This is a genomic window from Streptomyces sp. enrichment culture, from assembly GCF_964273145.1.
In the GTDB taxonomy this organism is placed as follows: Bacteria; Actinomycetota; Actinomycetes; order Streptomycetales; family Streptomycetaceae; genus Streptomyces.
Window position 1 is genome coordinate 4,914,785 of sequence record NZ_OZ186873.1, and the last position, 19,535, is coordinate 4,934,319.

The 19,535-nt window shown below is 73.1% G+C and carries 22 protein-coding genes; 9 read left to right on the plus strand and 13 right to left on the minus strand.

Annotated elements, in window-relative coordinates:
* Window positions 1–37: 37 nt before the first annotated feature.
* The 8 genes from ACSU6Z_RS22180 to ACSU6Z_RS22215 all read right to left on the minus strand — a co-directional run bounded on the left by ACSU6Z_RS22180 (window position 38) and on the right by ACSU6Z_RS22215 (window position 6,643).
* A complete protein-coding gene (locus ACSU6Z_RS22180; protein ID WP_437048076.1) occupies window positions 38–469 on the minus strand; it encodes a rhodanese-like domain-containing protein in 432 nt (143 codons plus the stop codon).
* Window positions 466–993: a cysteine dioxygenase gene (locus ACSU6Z_RS22185; RefSeq protein WP_437048077.1), complete on the minus strand. Its 528-nt coding sequence runs from the start codon at window positions 991–993 to the stop codon at window positions 466–468. The genes ACSU6Z_RS22180 and ACSU6Z_RS22185 overlap by 4 nt, the downstream gene beginning before the upstream one ends.
* A 124-nt stretch (window positions 994–1,117) precedes the next feature.
* Window positions 1,118–1,204 (minus strand): putative leader peptide, encoded by an 87-nt coding sequence (locus ACSU6Z_RS22190; protein ID WP_349605281.1) that lies wholly within the window; start codon window positions 1,202–1,204, stop codon window positions 1,118–1,120.
* A gap of 167 nt (window positions 1,205–1,371) precedes the next feature.
* Window positions 1,372–3,057 (minus strand): FAD-dependent monooxygenase, encoded by a 1,686-nt coding sequence (locus ACSU6Z_RS22195; RefSeq protein WP_437048079.1) that lies wholly within the window; start codon window positions 3,055–3,057, stop codon window positions 1,372–1,374.
* A gap of 176 nt (window positions 3,058–3,233) precedes the next feature.
* The gene (locus ACSU6Z_RS22200) at window positions 3,234–4,127 is read right to left on the minus strand and encodes an amino acid ABC transporter permease (protein ID WP_437048081.1); all 894 of its coding nucleotides are present in this window, start codon (window positions 4,125–4,127) and stop codon (window positions 3,234–3,236) included.
* Complete coding sequence (locus ACSU6Z_RS22205; protein WP_437048083.1) at window positions 4,124–4,789, minus strand: amino acid ABC transporter permease; 666 nt, start codon at window positions 4,787–4,789, stop codon at window positions 4,124–4,126. The genes ACSU6Z_RS22200 and ACSU6Z_RS22205 overlap by 4 nt, the downstream gene beginning before the upstream one ends.
* Window positions 4,790–4,873: 84 nt before the next feature.
* Window positions 4,874–5,710, minus strand: a complete 837-nt coding sequence (locus ACSU6Z_RS22210) for a glutamate ABC transporter substrate-binding protein (protein ID WP_437048085.1) — start codon at window positions 5,708–5,710, stop codon at window positions 4,874–4,876.
* A 156-nt stretch (window positions 5,711–5,866) separates the two neighbouring features.
* Window positions 5,867–6,643, minus strand: a complete 777-nt coding sequence (locus ACSU6Z_RS22215; RefSeq protein WP_437048087.1) for an amino acid ABC transporter ATP-binding protein — start codon at window positions 6,641–6,643, stop codon at window positions 5,867–5,869.
* A gap of 289 nt (window positions 6,644–6,932) precedes the next feature.
* Here ACSU6Z_RS22215 and ACSU6Z_RS22220 point away from each other — a divergent pair, with 289 nt between their 5' ends.
* Window positions 6,933–7,619, plus strand: a complete 687-nt coding sequence (locus ACSU6Z_RS22220; protein ID WP_437048089.1) for a response regulator transcription factor — start codon at window positions 6,933–6,935, stop codon at window positions 7,617–7,619.
* 9 nt (window positions 7,620–7,628) lie between these two features.
* On the plus strand, window positions 7,629–9,035 hold the full coding sequence (locus tag ACSU6Z_RS22225) for a sensor histidine kinase (protein WP_437048091.1): 1,407 nt from the start codon (window positions 7,629–7,631) through the stop codon (window positions 9,033–9,035).
* A 60-nt stretch (window positions 9,036–9,095) separates the two neighbouring features.
* Here the strand turns inward: ACSU6Z_RS22225 and ACSU6Z_RS22230 are convergent, their stop codons facing one another.
* The 3 genes from ACSU6Z_RS22230 to ACSU6Z_RS22240 form a co-directional block, all read right to left on the minus strand.
* On the minus strand, window positions 9,096–10,091 hold the full coding sequence (locus ACSU6Z_RS22230) for a TAXI family TRAP transporter solute-binding subunit (RefSeq protein WP_437048093.1): 996 nt from the start codon (window positions 10,089–10,091) through the stop codon (window positions 9,096–9,098).
* A gap of 647 nt (window positions 10,092–10,738) precedes the next feature.
* The gene (locus ACSU6Z_RS22235; RefSeq protein WP_437050425.1) at window positions 10,739–11,989 is read right to left on the minus strand and encodes a cation:proton antiporter; all 1,251 of its coding nucleotides are present in this window, start codon (window positions 11,987–11,989) and stop codon (window positions 10,739–10,741) included.
* A gap of 8 nt (window positions 11,990–11,997) precedes the next feature.
* Window positions 11,998–12,483 (minus strand): cation:proton antiporter regulatory subunit, encoded by a 486-nt coding sequence (locus tag ACSU6Z_RS22240; RefSeq protein WP_437048095.1) that lies wholly within the window; start codon window positions 12,481–12,483, stop codon window positions 11,998–12,000.
* A gap of 102 nt (window positions 12,484–12,585) precedes the next feature.
* On the opposite strand from ACSU6Z_RS22240, the gene ACSU6Z_RS22245 reads away from it, so the two are divergent.
* The 5 genes from ACSU6Z_RS22245 (at window position 12,586) to ACSU6Z_RS22265 (ending at window position 17,054) form a co-directional block, all read left to right on the plus strand.
* Window positions 12,586–13,704 carry a sensor histidine kinase gene (locus ACSU6Z_RS22245; RefSeq protein WP_437048097.1) on the plus strand — a complete coding sequence of 373 codons (1,119 nt, stop codon included), beginning with the start codon at window positions 12,586–12,588 and terminating at the stop codon, window positions 13,702–13,704.
* The gene (locus tag ACSU6Z_RS22250; protein ID WP_437048098.1) at window positions 13,704–14,363 is read left to right on the plus strand and encodes a response regulator; all 660 of its coding nucleotides are present in this window, start codon (window positions 13,704–13,706) and stop codon (window positions 14,361–14,363) included. The genes ACSU6Z_RS22245 and ACSU6Z_RS22250 overlap by 1 nt, the downstream gene beginning before the upstream one ends.
* Window positions 14,364–14,420: 57 nt before the next feature.
* Entirely contained in the window at window positions 14,421–15,938 is a 1,518-nt protein-coding gene (miaB, locus tag ACSU6Z_RS22255; RefSeq protein ID WP_437048100.1) for a tRNA (N6-isopentenyl adenosine(37)-C2)-methylthiotransferase MiaB, read from the plus strand.
* A 29-nt stretch (window positions 15,939–15,967) separates the two neighbouring features.
* A complete protein-coding gene (locus ACSU6Z_RS22260; RefSeq protein WP_358783751.1) occupies window positions 15,968–16,234 on the plus strand; it encodes a type II toxin-antitoxin system RelE family toxin in 267 nt (88 codons plus the stop codon).
* A gap of 76 nt (window positions 16,235–16,310) precedes the next feature.
* A complete protein-coding gene (locus ACSU6Z_RS22265; protein ID WP_437048102.1) occupies window positions 16,311–17,054 on the plus strand; it encodes a class III extradiol dioxygenase subunit B-like domain-containing protein in 744 nt (247 codons plus the stop codon).
* Window positions 17,055–17,162: 108 nt separating this feature from the next.
* Here ACSU6Z_RS22265 and ACSU6Z_RS22270 read toward each other — a convergent pair whose 3' ends face one another.
* Window positions 17,163–17,453, minus strand: a complete 291-nt coding sequence (locus ACSU6Z_RS22270) for an antitoxin (protein WP_437048103.1) — start codon at window positions 17,451–17,453, stop codon at window positions 17,163–17,165.
* A gap of 24 nt (window positions 17,454–17,477) precedes the next feature.
* Window positions 17,478–17,741, minus strand: coding sequence for a hypothetical protein (locus tag ACSU6Z_RS22275; protein ID WP_437048105.1), 264 nt, complete (start codon window positions 17,739–17,741; stop codon window positions 17,478–17,480).
* Window positions 17,742–17,924: 183 nt separating this feature from the next.
* On the opposite strand from ACSU6Z_RS22275, the gene miaA reads away from it, so the two are divergent.
* The gene (gene miaA, locus ACSU6Z_RS22280; RefSeq protein WP_437048107.1) at window positions 17,925–18,863 is read left to right on the plus strand and encodes a tRNA (adenosine(37)-N6)-dimethylallyltransferase MiaA; all 939 of its coding nucleotides are present in this window, start codon (window positions 17,925–17,927) and stop codon (window positions 18,861–18,863) included.
* A 108-nt stretch (window positions 18,864–18,971) separates the two neighbouring features.
* Window positions 18,972–19,481, plus strand: a complete 510-nt coding sequence (locus ACSU6Z_RS22285) for a hypothetical protein (RefSeq protein WP_437050426.1) — start codon at window positions 18,972–18,974, stop codon at window positions 19,479–19,481.
* Window positions 19,482–19,535: the final 54 nt, after the last annotated feature.

The window sequence follows — 19,535 nt, forward strand, 5'->3', positions numbered from 1 at the left end:
GCCCTGACAGCCGGCCGCGCCCCTGTCCCCCTGGCCCCTACGGTGCCAGTACCGGCAGCCCCGCCGCCCGCCACGCCCGGAACCCTCCGGTCAGGTCCGTCGCCCGGTGCAGTCCCAGGCGGTGCAGGGACTCCGCCGCCAGGCTGGAGGCGTAGCCCTCGTCGCAGACGACCACGATGTGCAGGTCGTGACTGGTGGCCTGCGGGAGGCGGTGGCCGCCCAGCGGATCGAGGCGCCACTCCAGTTCGTTGCGTTCGACGACGACGGCTCCGGGGAGCAGGCCGTCCCGTTCGCGCAGGGCCGCGTACCGGATGTCGACCAGCAGTGCCGCACCGGTCCGGGACGCCTCGTACGCCTCCCGGGGCCCGATCCGTTCGTAGCTTTGGCGCACGCGTTCCAGCAGCGCGTCGATCCCGGTGGGCGGTCCGCTCGCCCCGGCCGCCGGCCGGCCCGTCGTGCCGCCGCTCACTGCCAGTCCTCAGGGTGCTCGACCTGCTCCAGGCGCAGTACCGGACCGGTGCGGCTGTAGCGGCGGATGCGGGGCAGCGGCGGGTAGTAGGCGTGGACGGAGACGGCGTGCCGGCCGGGGGAGTCGTTGAGCACCTCGTGGACGTGGTGCCGTCCGAAGGCCCGCCCCTGCCCGGCCGTCAGCCGGCGTTCCCGGTCGACACCGGCGGTGAGCTCCAGCGCCGTCCAGCCCTCGGTGGGCAACCGGGCGGCGAGCGAGTGCTCCACGAGCTCGCCGGAGGCGGTGACGAAGGCGCCCAGGGAGTCGGCGTGGTCGTGCCAGCCGGTACCCGCGCCGGGCGGCCAGCCGATCAGCCACGCCTCGCTGCCGCCGGGCCCGTCGAGCCGTACCCAGGTGCGGCCGTGCGGGTCGAGGGGGAGGGAGGCGATCAGTTCGGGATCGCCGGCGGCGCGCCGGACGAAGCCGAGGAGATCGGCTTGCGTGGGAGGGGCGACGACGGCGGACGCGGAAGGGGTCGCGGACACGGGTTACCGTCCTGGTGGGAGTTCGCGGGAGACGCGCGGCGGCGTGGAAGCGCGGACGGGCGAAGGAGGGGAGGCCCGGGGAAGCGCGCATGCGCACAAGCGGCGCGCGAAGGGGGAGGCGAATTCAGCAGGAGGAGCGACACACGCAGCCCGCATAGCGGACGAGGTCCATATGGACCCTCCGCCACAGGCGCACACACGTGTCGGTCATGATCCGGAGTACACCACGGCAGTGAGGAACGGTCAACCCACCGTCACCTCGGGGAGGGGGCGGCGGTGGGTGCCCTTCGGGACGAGCCCGTCGAGCGGACGCCGTCGCCGTCCCCTTCCGCCTCCGCTGCCCGGTGCGTCGCCGCTCCCGGCTCGGCGCGGACCGGCTTACGCACCCGTCCCGGCCGGGGCTCCCGCACCGGCCGCGGTCTTCGCCGCGCCACCGCCCACCGCGGCCTCGGCCGCCGTGTACAGGTCGGCCGGGCGCACGCCGCTCAGCGCCGTGACCAGGTGGCCGTCGGGCCGTACCAGCAGCACCGTGTGGGCGGCGGCGCCGGGATAGCTCTCGGCGACCAGCAGCTCGGCGCGGCACGGCAGTGCGGTCACCGCCGCCGCCAGCCGGGGCATGACGCCGGCGGTCACCCAGTGCTTGCGTTCCCACACGCCCGTGCCCGGCGCGATCAGCACCACCAGCAGCGCCCCCCGGCCGAGCCGGTCCCGCAGCCGTACGAAGGTGCCGTCCTCCGCCGTGACCCGCACATCGATGACCTGCGCACCCGGCGGTGTGTCCACGGGCACCTCCCCGTCGAGGCGAGGAGGTGCCAGCGGCGAATCGGCGTACGTCGCGGGCGCGCCCAGGGCGCCGCGCCCCAGATGGCCGTCGGTGAGCAGCGCGTCGTGCCCGCGGGCGGTGCCGGGCATGCGGACCCGCAGCCCTTTGCCGCCGCGCAGCAGCGGCAGTGCCTGATCGGCGGCGCGCAGCCGGGCGGCGACGGCCGCGCGCCGTTCCGCCTGGTAGCTGTCGAGGAGGGTCTCGTGCGGGCCGTGGTGCCAGGCCAGGGCCAGCTTCCAGGCGAGGTTGCCGGCGTCCCGCAGCCCCTCGTCGAGACCCTGCGTGCCGAGCGCGCCCAGCAGATGGGCCGCGTCCCCGGCGAGGAAGACCCGACCGACGCGCCAGCGGCGGGCCAGACGGTGGTGGACGATGTGCACGCCGGCGTCGAGCAGCTCGTACGCCGGGGTGGCCCCGTCGTTCCAGCCGGCCAGCGTCTCGCGGATCCGGGTGACCAGCAGCTCCGGCGTGACCAGGTCCTTGCCCGGCGGCAGCAGCCAGTCCAGGCGCCACACCCCGTCCGGCAGCGGGCGGGCGGTGACCTCCCCGGCCGGCGGGCCGGACATGCGCCACGGCGGCATCCGGTGCAGCAGCGCCTCGCCCGGCCAGGGGAGCTCCGTGCGCAGCGCGGCCACGGCGTGCCGTTCCACCGCCGTACGGCCGGGGAAGCGGATGTCCTGGAGCTTGCGCACGGTGGAGCGGGGACCGTCGCAGCCGACCAGGTAACTTCCGCGCCACCACGTGCCCTTGGGGCCGCGGGCGTGGGCCGTGACGCCGGAGGACTCCTGCTCGACGGTGTCCAGGCGGCTGTCCACGGTCACCTTGACGAGCGATTCGCGGGCGAGGGCGGCGCGCAGGGCACCGGTCAGCACGTGCTGGGCGATGTGCAGCGGAGCGGGAGCGGTGGCACCGTCCCGCTCGTCCTCGGGCCCGTTGCCGAAGCCGTCGGCGCCGTCGCGGCCGGCGAGGTCGACGTGGTCACCGAAACGGACCTCACGCGTCACCTGCTTGCGCCGCATCGACCGCCATCCGGCCCAGCGGGCTCCGGCCTCGGCGAGCGGCTGCCCGGTCAGCCGCTCCAGGAGGGCGGCGGTGTCCTCGCGCAGGACGACGGTGCGCGCGGGACGCGGCTCGTCCTTGCCCGGGCCCTCGTCCAGGACGACGCACGGCACTTCCTGACGCGCCAGCGCCAGGGCGAGCGTGAGCCCGACGGGCCCCGCTCCGGCGATGATCACCGGGTCCACGGCGCGGCGCCCCCTGCCCGTGGTGGTGTCGTGAGGGACGCAGGTGAACACAGAGGCGGAGCAGGGTGCACGGTCACAGAACGTATGCAACCTATTGCCGCAGCTTGCGTCAAGCGACGGAGGCAGTGGCGATCATGCCACTGCCTCCGTTGACGGACCCGCGGGATGACCGGGTGTCAGAGGGTGCCGCCGCCCACGGTCGTTCCGGCGTTCGGCTGGTTGTCGTCCGCCGTGAGCACCGCGCCGGTCGACTTCTTGGCCCGCCGCAGCCGCCGCTCCAGCCAGCTCGCGAAGGACGTGAGGGCGAAGTTGAGCGCGATGAAGATCACCGCCACCACCGTGAAGCTGGCGATGGTGTTGGCGCCGTAGTAGGCGCTCATCGTGCTGGCCGCGGAGAGCAGCTCGGAGAAGGTGAGGACGGCACCGCCCAGGGCGGTGTCCTTCACGATCACCACGAGCTGGCTGACGATGGCCGGGAGCATCGCGGTGACCGCCTGCGGCAGCAGGACGACCCGCATCACCTGGCCCTTGCGCAGGCCGATCGCCAGGGCCGCCTCGGACTGGCCCTTGGGCAGGGCCAGGATGCCGGCCCGGACGATCTCCGCCAGGACGGAGGCGTTGTAGAGCACGAGGCCGGTGACGACCGCGTAGAGCGGGCGGTCGTCCGAGCTGACGTCCGTGTACTCGGCGAAGAGAGCCAGACCGAAGATCATCAGGACCAGCACGGGGATGGCCCGGAAGAACTCCACCACGACCGAGGCCGGCACGCGGACCCAGGCGTGGTCCGACAGCCGGGAGATGCCGAGCACCGCGCCGAGCGGCAGCGCGATGACCATGGCCAGCGCCGCGGCCTTCAGGGTGTTCACCAGACCCGGCCAGATGTACGTCGACCAGGCCTCGGTGCCGGAGAAGAACGGCTTCCACAGGTTCCATTCCAGCTGGCCCTTGTCGTCGAGGGTGCGGAACACCCACCACAGCAGGGCCGCCAGGGCGACCAGGAAGACGACCGTGAACAGGACGTTGCGCCGCTTGGCGCGCGGGCCCTGGGCGTCGTAGAGAACGGAGCTCATCGCTTCACCGCCACCTTCTTGCCCACCCAGCCCAGGATCAGACCGGTCGGCAGCGTCAGACACACGAAACCGAAAGCGAAGATGGCGGAGATCAGCAACAGTGCCGCCTCGTTCTCGATCATCTCCTTCATCAGCGTGGCCGCCTCGGCCACGCCGATGGCGGCGGCCACCGTGGTGTTCTTCGTCAGGGCGATCAGGACGTTCGCCAGCGGGCCGACGGACGAGCGGAACGCCTGCGGCAGCACCACCAGGCCCAGCACCTGGCTGAAGCTGAGGCCGATGGCGCGGGCCGCCTCGGCCTGCCCGACGGGCACGGTGTTGATGCCGGACCGCAGCGCCTCGCAGACGAAGGCCGAGGTGTAGAGGGCCAGACCCAGCACGGCGAGCCGGAAGTTGATCGTGTCGACCTCGTCCGCGCCGAGTTGGACGCCCAGGGTCTGGTACAGCCCCAGGGACGTGAACAGGATGATCACGGTCAGCGGGATGTTCCGCACGATGTTCACGTAGGCGGTCCCGAAACCGCGCATCAGCGGCACCGGGCCGACGCGCATGGCGGCCAGCAGGGTGCCCCAGATCAGGGAGCCGACGGCGGAGAGCACAGTCAGCTGCACCGTCGTCCAGAAGGCTCCCAGCAGGTCGTAACCTTCAAGAAAGTCGAACACGATCTCCCGCGCTTCCGCGTGTAGGGATGCCCGCCCCGGTGCGCCGCCCCTCGCCGAGGGCGGCGCACCCCGTCAGGCGCTGCCTCAGCTCTTGATGTCGCCGATCTTCGGCGCGGGCTCGTTCTTGTAGTTCGCCGGCCCGAAGTTGTCCTGGACGGCCTTGTCCCAGGACTTGTCGGCGACCATCTCCTCGAGGGCTTTGTTGATCTTGTCCTTGAGGTCGCTGCCCTTCTTGACGCCGATGCCGTAGTTCTCGTTGGTCATCTTGAAGCCGCCGAGCTTGAACTTGCCCTTGAACTGGGACTGGGCGGCGTAACCGGCGAGGATGGAGTCGTCCGTGGTCAGCGCGTCGATGGCGCCGTTCTGCAGGCCGCTCAGGCAGGCCGAGTACGTCGGGTACGGCTGCAGCTGGGCCTTGGGCGCCAGCTTCTCCTTGACGTTCTGCGCCGAGGTCGAACCGGTCACCGAGCACAGCTTCTTGTTGTTGAGGTCCGCCTGCGACTTGATGGAGTCGTCGTCGGCGCGGATCAGCACGTCCTGGTGGGCGAGCAGGTACGGGCCGGCGAAGTCGACCTTCTCCTGGCGCTGCGGGGTGATCGAGTAGGTGGCGGCGATGAAGTCGACGTCACCGCGCTGGAGCATGGTCTCGCGGTCGGCGCTCTTCGACTCCTTCCACTCGATCTGGTCCTCGCTGTAGCCGAGCTTCTTGGCGACGTACGTGGCGACGTCCACGTCGAAGCCCTCGTAGCCGTCGGGGGTCTTCTGGCCGAGGCCCGGCTGGTCGAACTTGATGCCGATGGTGATCTTCTTGTCACCGCCGGAGGAGCCGTTGTCGCCACCGCCGTCACCGCCGCACGCGGTGGTGGTCAGGGCGAGCGCGAGGACGGTGGCCGAGGCGGCGGTGACCTTGCGGAGCTTCATGGTGAACATCCTTTGGCTGTGATCAGAGCTGTGATCAGACGGAGACCGGACGCGGGCCGTCGGGGACGGGCGGCGCGGTCGCCGCGAACGGCCGGCGCGAGACGCGGCCGGTGACGTGATCGCCGGAGACGGGTGACGCGGTCGCCGACGGCGGCGTCAGTGGTGCAGGATCTTCGACAGGAAGTCCTTGGCGCGGTCGCTGCGCGGACTGCTGAAGAACCGGTCCGGCGTGGCCTCCTCGACGATCCGGCCGTCCGCCATGAACACCACGCGGTTGGCGGCCGAACGGGCGAAGCCCATCTCGTGGGTGACGACGATCATGGTCATGCCGTCGCGGGCGAGCTGCTGCATGACCTCCAGCACCTCGTTGATCATCTCCGGGTCGAGGGCCGACGTCGGCTCGTCGAAGAGCATGACCTTCGGGTCCATCGCCAGCGCCCGCGCTATGGCGACGCGCTGCTGCTGGCCGCCGGAGAGCTGCGCGGGGTACTTGTCCGCCTGGGCGGCCACACCGACCCGGTCGAGCAGGGCGCGGGCCTTCTCCTCGGCCTGCTTCTTGTCGGCCTTGCGGACCTTGATCTGGCCCAGGGTCACGTTCTCCAGCACGGTCTTGTGCGCGAAGAGGTTGAAGGACTGGAAGACCATGCCGACGTCGGCCCGCAGCCGGGCCAGCGCCTTGCCCTCCTGGGGCAGCGGCTTGCCGTCGATCGAGATCGTGCCGGAGTCGATCGTCTCCAGGCGGTTGATGGTGCGGCACAGCGTGGACTTGCCGGACCCGGAGGGCCCGATGACCACGACGACCTCGCCGCGGGCGATCGTCAGATCGATGTCCTGGAGCACGTGCAACGCGCCGAAGTGCTTGTTGACGCTCTTCAGGACGACCAGTTCGTCGGTCGCGGCCACGTCTTCCTTGGCCACCGATACTTCGGTCATCGCTCTAAGGCTCCGTCCTCCTCGGTTTCCGGAGGACACTAGTGATCCCGCACGACCTGCGTCATTACATCTGAGGGGAATCTGAGCATCACGATCCGATAGCAATCGGACACGTGTCGTAGCACTTGTCGCCTGGGTGCGTATCGTCCGGGTAACTTCAGGCGGTTCGCAACCGGAATCCCCTTGACGCCGTCGGTCTCCATCGGCGTGACTGCACAAGCACGCGCGCGCGTGCACGCGTTTTCCTACACGGACCGAGCGTACGGCTGGTGAACCGAAGGGGGCCCGGATGAGACTGCTGCTCGTCGAGGACGACAACCACGTCGCCGCGGCCCTGTCCGCGGTCCTGGTCCGGCACGGTTTCGAGGTCACCCACGCGCGCAGCGGCGAGGAGGCCCTCCAGGCGCTCGTCCCCGAGGGCAGCGGCTTCGGTGTCGTCCTGCTCGACCTGGGCCTGCCCGACCAGGACGGCTACGAGGTCTGCAGCAAGATCCGCAAGCGCACCGGCACGCCGGTGATCATGGTCACCGCCCGTTCCGACGTCCGCTCCCGCATCCACGGACTGAACCTCGGCGCCGACGACTACGTGGTCAAGCCGTACGACACCGGGGAACTGCTCGCCCGGATCCACGCCGTCAGCCGGCGCACGGTCCACGAGGAGACCGCCCCCGGCGGCGAGGGCGCCCTCGCGTTCGGCCCCGTCCGGATCGAACTGCCGACCCGCCGGGTCAGCGTCGACGGTACGGCCGTCCAGCTCACCCGCAAGGAGTTCGACCTGCTCGCCCTGCTGGCGCAGCGCCCCGGAGTGGTGTTCCGCCGGGAGCAGATCATCAGCGAGGTCTGGCGCACCAGCTGGGAGGGGACCGGCCGCACCCTGGAGGTGCACGTCGCCTCCCTGCGCGCCAAGCTCCGCATGCCGGCGCTCATCGAGACCGTACGCGGCGTCGGTTACCGCCTCGTCGCCCCGGGCTCCTAGCGAGGCCGGGTGCGCGCGCGTCTCCTCCCCCTGCTGATCGTCCTGATGGCGGCCGTGCTGCTGGCGCTCGGCATCCCGCTCGCCGTCAGCGTGGCCGCGGCCCGGCAGCAGGAGGTCGTCGTCGACCGCATCGACGACGCGGCACGCTTCGCCGCGCTGGCCCAGTTCGTCACCGACGTGCCCTACGGGCCCGGCCCCGCGGTCACCGACGAGCGCCTGGCGATCCTGCAGAGCGAACTCACCAGCTACCACGACGTCTACGGCATCCGGGTGGGCGTCTTCCACCGCAACCGCGTCCCCATGGCCAACGCGCCGACGACCTGGTTCCTCCCCCCGGCGGGCGAGGAGCGCTCCGCCTTCGACGAGGCGCTGCTCAGCCGCCGCAGCCACGATCCGCCGCAGGTGTGGCCCTGGGAACGCGACCGGCTGGTGGTCGCCTCGCCGGTCGTACGGGACGGCGACGTCGTCGCGGTCGTGGTCACCGACTCGCCCACCGGCCCGATGCGGTCGCGCACCCTGCGCGGCTGGCTGGTCGTCGGCGTGGGCGAGATCGCCGCGATGCTGCTGGCGGTCGGCGCCGCGCTGCGGCTGACCGGCTGGGTCCTCAGACCCGTGCGGGTCCTCGACGCCACCACCCACGACATCGCCACCGGGCGGCTGAAGTCCCGGGTGGCGCCCGCCGGGGGGCCGCCGGAACTCAGGCGGCTGGCCAAGTCGTTCAACGAGATGGCGGACCATGTCGAGGACGTGCTGGAGCAGCAGCGCGCCTTCGTCGCCGACGCCTCGCACCAGCTGCGCAACCCCCTGGCGGCGCTGCTGCTGCGCATCGAGCTGCTCGCCCTGGAGCTGCCCGAGGGCAACGAGGAGATCGCCTCCGTCCGGGCCGAGGGAAAACGCCTGGCCCGCGTCCTGGACGACCTGCTCGGCCTGGCCCTGGCCGAGCACGCCGAACCGGACCTGAGGCTCACCGACATCGGCGCCCTGGCCGCCGAGCGGGTGGCGGCCTGGGCGCCGACTGCCGAGGCCAAGGGCGTACGGCTGGTGGGCCGGTGCCCGGCGACCACGGCGTGGGCCGACCCGGTGGCGCTGTCCAGCGCGCTGGACGCGGTGGTCGACAACGCGGTGAAGTTCACGCCCCGGGACGGGACCGTGCGGGTGACCGTCGCCTCCGACGGCGCCACCGCCACCATCGTCGTCACCGACACCGGCCCCGGCCTGACCGACGAGGAGCTCACCCGCGTCGGCGACCGCTTCTGGCGCAGCGGACGGCACCAGAACGTCAAGGGGTCCGGCCTGGGCCTGTCCATCTGCCGGGCCCTGCTGGAGGCGGGCGGCGGATCCGTCTCGTACGGCCACCACGAGCCGCACGGGCTGAAGGTGACGGTGACGGTGCCGAGGTCGGCGCCCCCGGGCTGACCGGGCGGACGGGCGGCTCGCCCCGGCCGCCCGCGGTTCGTGCCCGGCCGGTGGTCCGTCCTACGGTTTGACCGACCGGTAGTAGCGCCGGGCGCCCTCGTGCAGGGGGAGGGGGTCGGTGTAGATCGCCGTGCGCAGGTCGACCAGCTGGGCGGAGTGGACGTGCGCGCCGATGCCGTCCCGGCTCTCGATCACGGTCCGGGTCAGCCACTCGGTGAGCCGCGGATCGGTGTCCTCGCGGGTGATCAGCAGGTTGGACACGGCCATCGTCGGTACGGGGGTGGCGTTCTGGATCGTGAGATAAGCGGACTCCGGGATGGTGGACGCGCGGTAGTAGCGGGTCGCGCCACCGCGTCCGTGCAGCCGGGCGACGAGGTCCTCCTCTATGGGGACGAACCGGAACGCGGCCTTCTCGGCGGTCCGCCGCAGGCCCTCCGTGGGCAGCCCGCCCGACCAGAAGAACGCGTCGACCTGCTTCCCGAGCTGCCCGGGCCCGGTGTCGATGCCGTCCGACCGGGGCGTGATGTCCTTCTCGGGGTCGATGCCCGCGGCCCGCAGCAGCCGGGTGGCGATCAGCCGCACGCCCGAGTGCGGCAGCCCGATGGCCACCCGCTTGCCCCGCAGGTCGGCGACGGAGCGGATGTCCGAGTCGGCGGGCACGACGAGCTGTACGTAGTCGTCGTACAGGCGCGCCACCCCGCGCAGCCCGTCGGCTCCGGGCCGGCCGGCCATCTTGTACGTCTCCACCGCGTCGGCCGCGGCGATCGCGAAGTCGGCCTTCCCCGTCGCCACGCGCTCGACGTTCTCCTGTGAGCCCGCGCTGGTCAGCAGCCGCACCCTCAGGTCCGGCATGTCCTTGGCGAACTCGGTGCGCAGCAGCTCGCCGTACTTCTGGTACACCCCCGCGCGCGTGCCGGTGCTGAACGAGACCGTCCCGCGGGGCGGCTCCTCACCGAGGGGCAGCAGCCACCACAGCAGCAGCCCGAGGACGACGGCGCCGGCGACCGCCCCCCGCAGGGCCCGGCGCCCGCCGATACGGCGCAACAGCGTGGACATGGGCGCGATCCTGCCAGCCGGCACCGGCGCTGAACAGGGCGGGGCACACAGCGGAGCGGGAAAGGGGCCGTGGACTGGGCCGCCACCGGGAGCCGCCGGACGGGAACGCCGCGGGCGGTCGTCGAGCCGGCGGATGAACGGCTCCTCCTCGCCCGCCGGCCCGGTCCGCGCCCTCCACCTCGCCTCGGGCCGGACGCCGCAGCACGCCCGGCGAGGTTCCGGCCGGGCCGGCGGCCCGGCGGGGGAACCGCTCACGGGAGCGGCCGGGGTCTCGGCGCACGGCCCGCCCGGCCGGCTCGCGCACGAACCGGCCGGCGTCGTCCACGTCGCGTACGGCACCACTCTCGCGTACGGCACCACTCTCGTGCACGGCACCACTCTCGTGCACGGCACCACTCTCGTGCACGGCACCACTCTCGTGCACGGCACCGCCCTCGTGCACGGCATCGGCCTCGACGAGGTCATCGCCGAGACCCACTGCTCCGGCAGGACCGGGCTCGGGCCCGACGGCCGGACCGTCCGTCGGGCCGACGGCGAGGTCCTCCAGGGGAAGCACTCCCGGTCCCCGGACGCGGCGGGCGTGCCGCGACCAGGGACGGGTGCCGCAGGGGGCCTGACCGGGGCCGCTCCGTCCCGGCCGGGCCGCCTCAGTCGCCCACCGGTGCCTCCGCCCCCGCTTCCGCTTCCGCTTTCGCCGTCCGCGGCGCGGGCAGCTCGGTGCCGGTGTCCCGGCGGGCGGCGGCGCGGCGGCGGGTCAGGCGGGTGGCCAGGGGCTCGGTGTAGCGGGCGGTGAGCGGGCCGAGGACGACCAGGATCAGGACGTACGCCGTCGCCAGCGGGCCCAGCGACGGCTCGATGCCGGCCGAGACCGCGAGCCCCGCGATGACGATGGAGAACTCGCCGCGCGCCACCAGCGCGCCGCCCGCGCGCCAGCGGCCCCTGACGGAGATGCCGGCCCGCCGTGCCGCCCAGTACCCGGTCGCGATCTTGGTCAGGGCGGTGACGACGGCCAGCGCCAAGGCGGGCAGCAGCACCGGCGGGATGCTCGCCGGGTCGGTGTGCAGCCCGAAGAAGACGAAGAAGACGGCGGCGAACAGGTCCCGCAGCGGACTCAGCAGCGTGTGCGCGCCCTCCGCCACCTCCCCGGACAGGGCGATGCCCACCAGGAACGCCCCCACCGCCGCCGACACCTGCAGCTGCTGCGCCACGCCCGCGACCAGGATGGTCAGGCCCAGCACCACCAGCAGCAGCTTCTCCGGGTCGTCGCTGGAGACGAACCGGGAGATCACCCGCCCGTAGCGCACCGCCACGAACAGCACCAGTCCCGCCGCGCCCAGCGCGATCGCCAGCGTCAGGCTTCCGGCCAGCAGCCCGACCCCGGCCACCAGGGCCGTGACGATGGGCAGGTACACCGCCATCGCCAGGTCCTCCAGGACCAGGACGCTGAGGATCACGGGCGTCTCGCGGTTGCCGACCCGGCCCAGGTCGCCGAGGACCTTCGCGATCACGCCGGACGACGAGATCCACGTCACCCCGGCCAGGACGACCGCGGCGACCGGGCCCCAGCCGAGCAGCAGCGCCATCGCCGCGCCGGGCAGGGCGTTCAGCGCCCCGTCGACCAGCCCCGCCGGGTAGTGGGACCTCAGGTTGGTGACCAGGTCGCCGGCCGTGTACTCCAGGCCCAGCATGAGCAGCAGCAGGATGACGCCGATCTCGGCGCCGGTGGCCACGAACTCCTCGCTCGCGCCCAGCGGCAGCAGCCCGCCCTCGCCGAAGGCCAGACCGGCGATCAGGTACAGCGGGATGGGGGAGAGCCGGAAGCGGGCGGCGAACCGCCCCAGAAGGCCGAGGCCGAGAATGATGGAACCGAACTCGATCAGCAGGACCGCGGAGTGCACCGTCTCCCTCACTCCCGCCCGAGTATGGTCGCGGCGGCGTCGACACCCTCGCGCGTGCCGATGACGATGAGCGTGTCCCCGCCCGCCAGCCGGAAGTCCGGCGCCGGCGAGGGGATCGCCTCCGCCCGCCGCAGCACCGCCACGACCGACGCGCCCGTCTCCGTCCGCATCCGCGTGTCGCCCAGCACCCGCCCGTTCCAGTGGGAGGCCGCCGACACCTCGATCCGCTCGGCGACCAGCCCCAGGTCCGTGGTGTACAGCAGGCTGGCGCTGTGGTGGGACGGCTTGAGCGCGTCGATCAGCGCGCCCGCCTCCGCGCCCGTCAGCCGCAGGGACTGGGCACAGGAGTCGGGGTCGTCGGCCCGGTACACGCTCACCGTGCGGGCACCGTCGCGGTGGGCCACCACCGACAGGTGGCGGTGCTCCCGGGTCATCAGGTCGTACTGCATCCCGATGCCCGGCAGCGGCGTCGCCCTCAGGCGTGGAGCGGACACGTCTCTTCCCCTTCGTCCTCTTGCCGTTCTCGCCGCGCACGCCGCACGTGCGTGACGCGCTCGCGACGCCGCCATGCTGCCATCCGCGCGTACGGTGGCGATATGGGTGTCGTGACGGATATACGCCGCCGGGCCGGAGCGGCGAGGCTGGCCGCGGTGGAACCGTGCGCGAGGACCGGAAGGAGCGGGAAGAGGGCCGTGTCGCTGTTCTGGCGGATCTTCTCGCTCAACGCCGCGGGTCTGGTCATCGCCACGGCACTGCTGCTGGGCCCGGTCACCGTGTCCACCCCCGTCCTGCCGGGCGAGGCGCTGATCCTGCTCGCGGGCCTCGCCGCGCTGCTGGCGGGCAACGCCGCCGTCCTGCGGATCGGGCTCGCCCCGCTGCAACGGCTCAGCCGGGCCATGGCCACCGCGGACCTGCTGCGCCCCGGAGTCCGTCCGGCGGTCGCCGGACCCGCCGAGGCGGCCGAGCTGATCGCGACGTACAACACCATGCTGGACCGGCTCCAGGCCGAGCGGACCGCCGGCGCCGCCCGCGCGCTGCAGGCGCAGGAACGCGAGCGCCACCGCATCGCCCGCGAACTGCACGACGAGGTCGGCCAGACCCTCACCGCCGTCCTCCTCCAGCTCAAACGGGTCGCCGACCGGGCGCCGGGGGACCTGCGCGGGGACGTCACCCAGGCGCAGGAGGCCACCCGGGCCGGTCTGGACGAGATCCGCCGCATCGCCCGCCGGCTGCGGCCCGGCGTCCTGGAGGAACTCGGCCTGACCAGCGCCCTGCGCTCGCTCGCGGCCGAGTTCACCCACGACGGGCTGACCGTGCGCCACCGGATCGCCGCCGGCCTGCCCCCGCTCACCGCGGAGGCCGAACTCGTGATCTACCGGGTGGCCCAGGAGGGCCTGACCAACACCGCCCGCCATTCCCGCGCCGACCGCGCCGAGCTCCACCTGCGCCCGCTGCCCGACGGCGTCGAACTCCTCGTCCGCGACAACGGTACCGGCCTCGCCGGCGCCACGGAGGGCGCCGGCATCCGCGGCATGCGCGAACGCGCCCTGCTGACCGGAGCCGGGCTCCGCGTGGGCCCCGCTCCCGGGCGGGGGACGGACATACGCCTGCGGGTACCGGCCGCCCCGGACGCCGCCGGTCCGCCCCCGCCGGCCGCCGGCGGCGACGCCGCACGTCCGGACCCGCCCGTACCGGCCGCCCCCGGAGGCCGCTGATGCCCGCGCGGCCCCCGATACGCGTCCTGCTCGCCGACGACCACACCCTCGTCCGCCGCGGAGTGCGCCTCATCCTGGACGGCGAACCCGATCTGACGGTCGTCGCCGAGGCCGGCGACGGCGCCGAGGCGGTCGCCGCGGCCCGCGCCACCGAGGTGGACCTGGCCGTCCTCGACGTGGCCATGCCCCGCACGACCGGCCTCCAGGCCGCCCGCGAACTCTCCCGCCGCCTGCCCGGCCTGCGCATCCTCATCCTGACGATGTACGACAACGAGCAGTACTTCTTCGAGGCGCTCAAGGCCGGGGCGTGCGGCTACGTCCTGAAGTCCGTCGCCGACCGCGACCTGGTGGAGGCGTGCCGGGCGGCGGTCCGCGACGAACCGTTCATCTACCCGGGCGCCGAACGTGCTCTCGTCCGCTCCTACCTGGAGCGCCTGGACCGCGGGGACGGCCTGCCCGCGCGGCCGGTCACCGAGCGCGAGGAGGAGATCCTCAAGCTCGTCGCGGAGGGGCACACCTCCAAGGAGATCGGCGAGTTGCTCTTCATCAGCGCCAAGACCGTCGAACGCCACCGTGCGAACCTCCTCCGGAAGCTCGGCATGCGCGACCGCCTGGAACTCACCCGTTACGCGATCCGCGCCGGCCTGATCGAGCCCTGAGCCCGGTTGTCCACGGGCGGCCCGAGCCACTGCCGCCGACCGCCTACCCTTGTCCCCATGAGCAGCATCGACCGGAGCCAGTCAGTGGGCGGCACACGCACATACGAGGTACGCACCTACGGGTGCCAGATGAACGTCCACGACTCCGAGCGATTGGCCGGGCTGCTGGAGGACGCGGGCTACGTCCGCGCCCCCGAGGGCTCCGACGGCGACGCGGACGTCGTCGTCTTCAACACCTGCGCGGTCCGCGAGAACGCCGACAACAAGCTGTACGGCAACCTGGGCCACCTCGCCCCGAAGAAGGCCCGGCGCCCCGGCATGCAGATCGCGGTCGGCGGCTGCCTGGCGCAGAAGGACCGCGACACCATCGTCAAGCGGGCCCCCTGGGTGGACGTGGTCTTCGGCACGCACAACATCGGCAAGCTGCCGGTGCTGCTGGAGCGCGCCCGCGTGCAGGAGGAGGCCCAGGTCGAGATCGCCGAGTCGCTGGAAGCCTTCCCCTCCACGCTGCCGACGCGGCGCGAGAGCGCGTACGCGGCCTGGGTCTCCATCTCCGTCGGCTGCAACAACACCTGCACCTTCTGCATCGTCCCCGCCCTGCGCGGCAAGGAGAAGGACCGCAGGCCCGGCGACATCCTCGCCGAGATCGAGGCCCTGGTCGCCGAGGGCGTGTCCGAGATCACCCTCCTCGGCCAGAACGTCAACGCCTACGGTTCCGACATCGGCGACCGCGAGGCCTTCGGCAAGCTGCTGCGGGCCTGCGGGAGGATCGAGGGCCTGGAACGCGTCCGCTTCACCTCCCCGCACCCGCGTGACTTCACCGACGACGTCATCGCCGCGATGGCCGAGACGCCGAACGTCATGCCGCAGCTGCACATGCCGCTCCAGTCCGGCTCCGACACGGTCCTGAGGGCGATGCGCCGCTCCTACCGCCAGGAGCGGTACCTGGACATCATCCGCAAGGTGCGCGAGGCCATCCCGCACGCCGCGATCACCACCGACATCATCGTGGGCTTCCCCGGCGAGACCGAGGAGGACTTCGAGCAGACGCTGCACGTGGTGCGCGAGGCCCGCTTCGCGCAGGCGTTCACCTTCCAGTACTCCAAGCGGCCCGGCACCCCCGCCGCCGAGATGGAGGACCAGATCCCCAAGGAGGTCGTCCAGGCGCGCTACGAGCGGCTGGTGGCCCTCCAGGAGGAGATCTCCTGGGAGGAGAACAAGAAGCAGGTCGGCCGCACCCTGGAGCTGATGGTCGCCGAGGGCGAGGGCCGCAAGGACGACACCACCCACCGCCTCTCGGGCCGCGCCCCCGACAACCGCCTGGTGCACTTCACCAAGCCCGAGCAGGAGGTCCGGCCCGGCGACGTGGTCACCGTCGAGGTCACCTACGCCGCCCCGCACCACCTCCTCGCCGAGGGCCCGGTGCTGGACGTGCGCCGCACGCGCGCGGGCGACGCCTGGGAGAAGCGGAACGCGGCGCGGAAGGCCGAGCCGGCCGGCGTCATGCTGGGCCTGCCGAAGATCGGCGCGCCCGAGCCGCTGCCGGTCGCCGCGAGCGGCTGCGGCTGCGACTGACCGGCGGGCGCGGCGGGAAGGAAGGCCTCATGCCGTACAGCGTGGAGTTCACCGAGCGCGCGGCCCGCGTGAGGGACAGCCTTCCCGCCGACCGGCGCGAGGTGCTGGAGCGGGGACTGGCCATCCTGCTCGCCGACCCGCGCCACAAGTTCTCGCACCCGGTCGGCGACGACGAGTCGACCCGCGAGATCGCCCTGTCGCGGAACCTGTTCGTCGAGTACGTCATCAGCGACGGCAAGCTGGTGGTGCTCGTCCTGACGGTGATCGATCTGACGGACGTGCTGATCGAGGAGTGACGGGTGGCGCACCGGCCGCGCCCGACGGGCGGGTACCGCTGCCCGCCGGCGGCCTTACGGCGTTACGCTGCCGATCATGCTTGTCGCCGCCGCAGTCTGCCCCTGCCCGCCCCTCCTCGTGCCCGAGGTCGCCGCGGGCGCCGCACCCGAGCTGGACGCCGCGCGTGCCGCGTGCACGGACGCGCTGGGCGTGCTGGCCGCCGCCCGGCCCGACCGGCTCGTGGTCGTCGCACCCGGCGAGCACGACGGCGTGAGGACGTATCCCGAGGGCACGCCGGGGACGTTCCGCGGCTTCGGCGTGGACCTGGACGTACGGCTGGGACCCGGCGCGGCCCCGGAGGCGCGTCCGGCGTCCGGCGGGGGAGCGACGGCCGGGACCGGACTGCCGTACGGGCTCGCCGTGGCCGCCTGGCTGCTGGGGCGCACCCGGTGGTCCGACGCGCCGATCGACGCGCTGACGGTCGGGGACGCGCTCCCGGCCGAACGGTGCCTGGCCGCCGGACGGGACGTGGCGGCGCGCGCCGGGCGGGTGGCGCTGCTGGTGATGGGGGACGCCAGCGCGTGCCGCACCCTCAAGGCGCCCGGTTACCTCGACGAGCGGGCGGCGCCCTTCGACGCGGAGGTCGTGCGCGCGCTGGGGGCCGCGGACGGGGCTGCCCTCGCCGCGCTGGACACGGGGCTCGCCCGCGAGCTGAAGGCGTCCGGGCGGGCGCCCTGGCAGGTTCTGGCGGGCGCCGCCGAGGGTGCGTCCCTCGGCGGCGCGCTCCTGTACGAGGACGCGCCCTACGGCGTGGGGTACGCCGTGGCCGCCTGGTCGTAGCGGGGCGCCGCGGCGGGGCCCGGCGCCGTCCGGCCCGCGAGCGCGCGAAACGGCGGACGGCCGGGGCTGTCGTGCCCCGGCCGTCCGCCGATGACGCCGGTGCGCCGGTCAGGAGACCGGCGGTGGGCCGGGCGGCGGCATGGTGCCCGGCGGCGTGGTGTCCGGCGGCGTGGTGTCCGGCGTGCCGCCGCCCGTTTCCGCCGCGGTGCCGTCCTTGTGCGCGAGGCGGTCCACGGCGCCCCTGGCCTTGCCCGTGCCGGTCCTGATCCGGTCGCTGTACTTGCCCTTGGTCCTCTCGTCGACGGCCCTGGCCGCCCTGTCGAGACCGTGCTGGATCCTGTCCCCGTGCTGCTGCGCGAGGTCCGCGACCCTGCCCTTCGCCTTGTCCAGCAGACCCATGGCTCACCTTTCCCGGCGGGGCGCTTACGTGCGGGCGCCCTCACCGGCCTCGTTGTCGGCCGCCTTGCCGGCGGACTGCTGCTGGGGGATGTCGACGCTTTCGGAACCGGCGTCCCCGGCGGCCTCCGTCACCGCCGGCTGCGCCGCCGGACCGGCCCCGGCGCCGTCGGCTCCCTTCCCCGCCGCCTCCTCCGTCTGCGCGGGGGCCGGCGCGTCGGCCTGAGCCTCGGCCGCCGGCGCCTCCTCCGTAGCCTTCGACCTCCGGAGAAGCCGTGCAAAAACGCCCATATCAACTCCATACATTACTCGTGCGGGCGAAATCCCGCGTTGCCCGGTGCGTCCGTTTGCGCTCTCCGGGCCACCGCCTCGGTGATCCGGCGGCGGGAACCTCGCAACGAGGCAACGACCCCGCGAGCGCGTCGTCACGTAACTCGTTCGAGAGAGGGCTCGGAGGTTTGGGAGACTGGGGCGGTGAGCAGCGCATCCCCCACCCCCCGCGTCATCGCCGTCGTCGGTCCCACCGCGGCCGGAAAGTCCGATCTGGGCGTCTTCCTGGCCCAGCGGCTCGGCGGCGAGGTCGTCAACGCAGATTCCATGCAGCTCTACCGGGGGATGGATATCGGTACCGCCAAGTTGACGCCCGAGGAGCGCGGCGGCGTCCCGCACCACCTGCTGGACGTCTGGGACGTGACGGTCACCGCCTCCGTCGCCGAGTACCAGCGCCTGGCCCGCGAGCGGATCGACGCGCTGCTCGCCGCCGGGCGCTGGCCGATCCTGGTCGGCGGCTCCGGCCTCTACATCCGCGGGGCCGTCGACAACCTGGAGTTCCCGGGCACCGACCCGCAGGTCAGGGCCCGGTTGGAGGAGGAACTCGCGCTGCGCGGCCCGGGAGCGCTGCACGCCCGCTTGGCCGCCGTCGACCCGGAGGCCGCACGGGCGATCCTGCCCGGCAACGGCCGCCGCATCGTCCGGGCGCTGGAAGTGATCGAGATCACCGGGCAGCCCTTCACCGCCAACCTCCCCGGCCACGACTCGGTCTACGACACCCTGCAGATCGGCGTCGACGTCCCCCGCCCCGAGCTGGACGACCGCATCGCGCGCCGGGTCGACCGGATGTGGGAGGCGGGTCTCGTCGACGAGGTGCGCGCGCTGGAGGCGCGGGGACTGCGCGAGGGGCGTACGGCGTCGCGAGCGCTCGGCTATCAGCAGGTCCTCGCGGCGCTCGCCGGGGAGTGCACGCTGGAGGAGGCCCGGGCCGAGACCGTGCGTGCCACCAAACGCTTCGCGCGCCGTCAGGATTCGTGGTTCAGGCGGGATCCGCGGGTGCACTGGCTGAGTGGGGCCGCGGAGGATCTCGTGGAACTTCCGCGGCTCGCTCTGTCGTTGGTCGAACGACCGGTTACAGCCTGATCACGTCATGGCATCGGGAGGCCCCGGCCGTCATCGCGGCCTCCGGTGCCGTGCCATCATCAAGCTTCGATCGACCAAGTGGAGTCCGAGTTGGGAGGGCGCGTGGCGATGGAGGCCGGCCCTCGCGACACCGCACGAAGCACCGAACACGTCACCGCCGACCGCGGCGGACCGGAGCAGGCCGGGGCGGCCCGTCTGAGCCCCGACGGCCCCGAGGAGCCGCAGGGCGGCGTCACGGCCGACGGTCCCGAGCCCGATGAGATGTACCCGGGCGGGGAAGAGGTCGAGGTCGAGCTGCGTCCCCAGCGCAAACTGCGCATCTGGCAGCTCGCGCCCATCGTGGGCCTGGGAGCGCTCGGATCCCTGATGTTCGCCTTCCCGCTGGCGTTCGACTTCGGCGACAGCGGGGCCGTGATCGCGATGCTGGGCCTGCTGATCTGCTCCTGTGCGGCCGGCTGGGGCATGACGGCCGCTCGCCGAGTCGGCTACACCTGGCCCGGCCTGCCGCAGCGGGGCTCGGGCCGCCGCCCCGACTGGCGGGTGATCCTCGCGTACGTCGTGGTGGTCGCCGCCGTCGCCGTACTGGCCGTGTGGCGGGTGGCCCGGCTCCGCGGCTGAGCCCGCGCACGGCCCCCGGTCCGTGCCCGGGCTGTCGCGCCCACCCCGTACGAT

What these genes read in the sequence shown, in the direction of transcription:
- ACSU6Z_RS22190 (WP_349605281.1), bottom strand. Translation starts at nt 1,204, where the DNA reads ATGACCGACACGTGTGTGCGCCTGTGGCGGAGGGTCCATATGGACCTC.
- ACSU6Z_RS22200 (WP_437048081.1), bottom strand. Translation starts at nt 4,127, where the DNA reads ATGAGCTCCGTTCTCTACGACGCCCAGGGCCCGCGCGCCAAGCGGCGC.
- ACSU6Z_RS22210 (WP_437048085.1), bottom strand. Translation starts at nt 5,710, where the DNA reads ATGAAGCTCCGCAAGGTCACCGCCGCCTCGGCCACCGTCCTCGCGCTC.
- ACSU6Z_RS22215 (WP_437048087.1), bottom strand. Translation starts at nt 6,643, where the DNA reads ATGACCGAAGTATCGGTGGCCAAGGAAGACGTGGCCGCGACCGACGAA.
- ACSU6Z_RS22220 (WP_437048089.1), top strand. Translation starts at nt 6,933, where the DNA reads ATGAGACTGCTGCTCGTCGAGGACGACAACCACGTCGCCGCGGCCCTG.
- ACSU6Z_RS22230 (WP_437048093.1), bottom strand. Translation starts at nt 10,091, where the DNA reads ATGTCCACGCTGTTGCGCCGTATCGGCGGGCGCCGGGCCCTGCGGGGG.
- ACSU6Z_RS22245 (WP_437048097.1), top strand. Translation starts at nt 12,586, where the DNA reads ATGGGTGTCGTGACGGATATACGCCGCCGGGCCGGAGCGGCGAGGCTG.
- ACSU6Z_RS22250 (WP_437048098.1), top strand. Translation starts at nt 13,704, where the DNA reads ATGCCCGCGCGGCCCCCGATACGCGTCCTGCTCGCCGACGACCACACC.
- miaB (WP_437048100.1), top strand. Translation starts at nt 14,421, where the DNA reads ATGAGCAGCATCGACCGGAGCCAGTCAGTGGGCGGCACACGCACATAC.
- ACSU6Z_RS22260 (WP_358783751.1), top strand. Translation starts at nt 15,968, where the DNA reads ATGCCGTACAGCGTGGAGTTCACCGAGCGCGCGGCCCGCGTGAGGGAC.
- ACSU6Z_RS22265 (WP_437048102.1), top strand. Translation starts at nt 16,311, where the DNA reads ATGCTTGTCGCCGCCGCAGTCTGCCCCTGCCCGCCCCTCCTCGTGCCC.
- ACSU6Z_RS22270 (WP_437048103.1), bottom strand. Translation starts at nt 17,453, where the DNA reads ATGGGTCTGCTGGACAAGGCGAAGGGCAGGGTCGCGGACCTCGCGCAG.
- ACSU6Z_RS22275 (WP_437048105.1), bottom strand. Translation starts at nt 17,741, where the DNA reads ATGGGCGTTTTTGCACGGCTTCTCCGGAGGTCGAAGGCTACGGAGGAG.
- ACSU6Z_RS22285 (WP_437050426.1), top strand. Translation starts at nt 18,972, where the DNA reads ATGGAGGCCGGCCCTCGCGACACCGCACGAAGCACCGAACACGTCACC.